This is a genomic window from Candidatus Rhabdochlamydia sp. W815 (assembly GCF_018642185.1).
GTDB classification, from domain to species: Bacteria; Chlamydiota; Chlamydiia; order Chlamydiales; family Rhabdochlamydiaceae; genus Rhabdochlamydia; species Rhabdochlamydia oedothoracis.
The window spans coordinates 1-2322 of record NZ_JAAVTY010000160.1; the positions used below are offsets into that span (position 1 = coordinate 1).

Consider the following 2322-nt stretch of genomic DNA (forward strand, 5'->3'; position numbering starts at 1 on the left):
AAAAACAGATCCTGATTTACTAGCAGATTATTTTTCCAAAAGAGATTTTCAAGAAATCGTTGTTGGCTTTGAAAGTGGATGTTTATCTCATTAACCTAGCAGTAAAGAAACCATAGCTGATGGCGTGTAATATATTCCAAAGCGGTCTTTGGCAAAATTAATCACTTGTTTAGCCGAATGGGGTGCTTCTTCTTTTACATAGATTTTTAGTTGCTCAAGCTGTTTTTGACTGAGCCAGCAAACCTTTCCTGTATAGTTCAAAGTTCTATTCGTAAAGCCCAGACCATTGATGATCATAGCCACCGCTGCTATTCCTGGACTAACTTTCCTTTGAGGGCCTGATGGCAGACGATTATCAATCCTTTCAGCAATTTTTAAGTCCTGACAAATGGCAACCACTAAGCCATGATGGCCCATTACTGTCGTTTGAATTTCTCCTTCTGAAACCTCTACCATACCGCATCTCTTTTTCCAAAAATATACGCTAGGGGTAGGAATGTAGGAGAGATCTATTCAAATTAAGAGTTTTAGTATATAAATATTTTTATAAAAAGAATAACCCCTTCTTGCAAGATAGAGCAGTTTTTTCAAAAAAACCCAGTTATGCAATTTTTAATTTGAAATCAAACCAATATAGCTGTTTTTTAATTAGATTGATTTTGTAATATATAATAATAATTTTATTTGAGTATTAATGTAATATTAACAATTCTTGTCTAAATAAAATGTTTTAATAGTATGTTTTATTATTATTATGTATAATAAAGTCAGATGTCTAATTTCTTGTTAATGTTTGAATTGTCTATAAAAATATAAAAAAACATTTAATCTTCCTTAGAAGGAAGGGGTAATACAAAATGGACAAGACAGATCATCAACTCAGAGCTCGATTGGCAAGATTAGAAAGTCAGGTTGATCAGCTTGAAACAGAGTATACTCAAATTAATGAGATGCTTATACGTTGCGGATTTCTAGAAGGAATAAGCACTTTAAAATTTGCTATGGAAGAACTTTTAGTAGAATATCCAGACGAGAGTTCTTTAAATTAAGCTTTTTTATTTACTTCATTTTAAGGGAAGATTTCTCTTCCCTTAATTTCTTTACAAACTTTTAGTGCCTATGCTATACTTTTTTTCTTAACAGTGAAAGGAAAAAATGGCTAAATTGCTTTTGGAAAATACAAACGAGGAAAAAATTCTTGAAGATGGGTCATCTATTCAAGAAGCATGCGAGGACGCAGGAGTTCCTTTTGCTTGTACTGAAGGCGTATGCGGAACTTGTGTGATTGAGGTAACAGAAGGTATGGAAAATTTATCGGAGTTTACTCAAGAAGAGCAAGATTTCTTAGGAGAATTGCATTGCGAGCGCCTGGCTTGTCAGTGTAAGATAATAAGTGGTTCTGTAAAAATTAAACATTAAAAAAAGTGTACGTATGTCTCAAGAAAAAAAGATTGCAAAAGAAATGACGATTGAAGAAATTTTATCTTCTTTTCCTCATAAAAGTCAAAAGTTAGCTCAAGAAATGACTAATATTGGTTTGCATTGCGTTGGATGTGGCGCTGCTACATGGGAAACCCTTGAGGGTGGAATGCTAGGTCATGGTTTCGTACAAGAACAGATTGAACAGTTAGTCGAGAGATTAAATAGCGTTTTAGCAGAAAAAATCGACCCTACAACAATTACGCTTACCAAGCGTGCTGCTGAGAAGTTTTGCCAGATTTTACAAGAAGAAGGCAAGGATAATTGGGGTTTGCGTTTCGCGGATCGCGCAGCGGGATGTAATGGATTTGAGTACGTTTTAGACTATTCTCAAACAGCGGAAGAAGATGATCAAGTATTTGAATCTCATGGTGTGCAAATTCACGTAAAAAAAACCATCGTGGACCGTTTAATCGGCTCTGAAATTGATTATACAGAAGGTTTAAACGGTGCTGGATTTAAAATCAGTAACCCCAATGCAAAAACATCTTGTGGTTGCGGCAAGTCGCAAAGTTATTAATGTATACTAGTTTGATTTCAAATTAAGAATTGCATAACTAGGTTTTTTTGAAAAAACTGCTCCATCTTGCAAGAAGATGTTATCTTTTGTATAAAAATGTTTATATATTCAAACTCTTAATTTGAATGCAAACGAGTTCTCTAATTGCACACAAGGGGAATATAAATTCTCTTAATTCTTCATAAGCTCTCCGAGCCGATATTTTGCTTGCAAAATAAAAGGCGTTTTTAAGATCTTAGGACAGCAAAGTTTAATGCGGGAGATAAGTCCAGGGTTCTCTGCGGAGTCTTTTTGAAGAAAACTATTTTAGATTCTTCGCTCCA

4 protein-coding genes are annotated in these 2322 nt (G+C 34.4%); 3 read left to right on the top strand and 1 reads right to left on the bottom strand.

Going from position 1 to position 2322, the window contains the following annotated elements:
- Positions 1–90 precede the first annotated feature (90 nt).
- A complete protein-coding gene (locus tag RHOW815_RS07840) occupies positions 91–456 on the bottom strand; it encodes a DUF4277 domain-containing protein (protein ID WP_215217745.1) in 366 nt (121 codons plus the stop codon).
- A gap of 401 nt (positions 457–857) precedes the next feature.
- Here RHOW815_RS07840 and RHOW815_RS07845 point away from each other — a divergent pair, with 401 nt between their 5' ends.
- The 3 genes from RHOW815_RS07845 to RHOW815_RS07855 all read left to right on the top strand — a co-directional run bounded on the left by RHOW815_RS07845 (position 858) and on the right by RHOW815_RS07855 (position 1999).
- Positions 858–1049, top strand: coding sequence for a hypothetical protein (locus tag RHOW815_RS07845; protein ID WP_138106279.1), 192 nt, complete (start codon positions 858–860; stop codon positions 1047–1049).
- Between the two features lie 106 nt (positions 1050–1155).
- Positions 1156–1419, top strand: coding sequence for a 2Fe-2S iron-sulfur cluster-binding protein (locus tag RHOW815_RS07850; RefSeq protein WP_215217746.1), 264 nt, complete (start codon positions 1156–1158; stop codon positions 1417–1419).
- A 13-nt stretch (positions 1420–1432) separates the two neighbouring features.
- Positions 1433–1999: an iron-sulfur cluster assembly accessory protein gene (locus RHOW815_RS07855; RefSeq protein ID WP_215217747.1), complete on the top strand. Its 567-nt coding sequence runs from the start codon at positions 1433–1435 to the stop codon at positions 1997–1999.
- Positions 2000–2322: the final 323 nt, after the last annotated feature.

What these genes read in the sequence shown, in the direction of transcription:
- RHOW815_RS07840 (WP_215217745.1), bottom strand. Translation starts at nt 456, where the DNA reads ATGGTAGAGGTTTCAGAAGGAGAAATTCAAACGACAGTAATGGGCCAT.
- RHOW815_RS07845 (WP_138106279.1), top strand. Translation starts at nt 858, where the DNA reads ATGGACAAGACAGATCATCAACTCAGAGCTCGATTGGCAAGATTAGAA.
- RHOW815_RS07850 (WP_215217746.1), top strand. Translation starts at nt 1,156, where the DNA reads ATGGCTAAATTGCTTTTGGAAAATACAAACGAGGAAAAAATTCTTGAA.
- RHOW815_RS07855 (WP_215217747.1), top strand. Translation starts at nt 1,433, where the DNA reads ATGTCTCAAGAAAAAAAGATTGCAAAAGAAATGACGATTGAAGAAATT.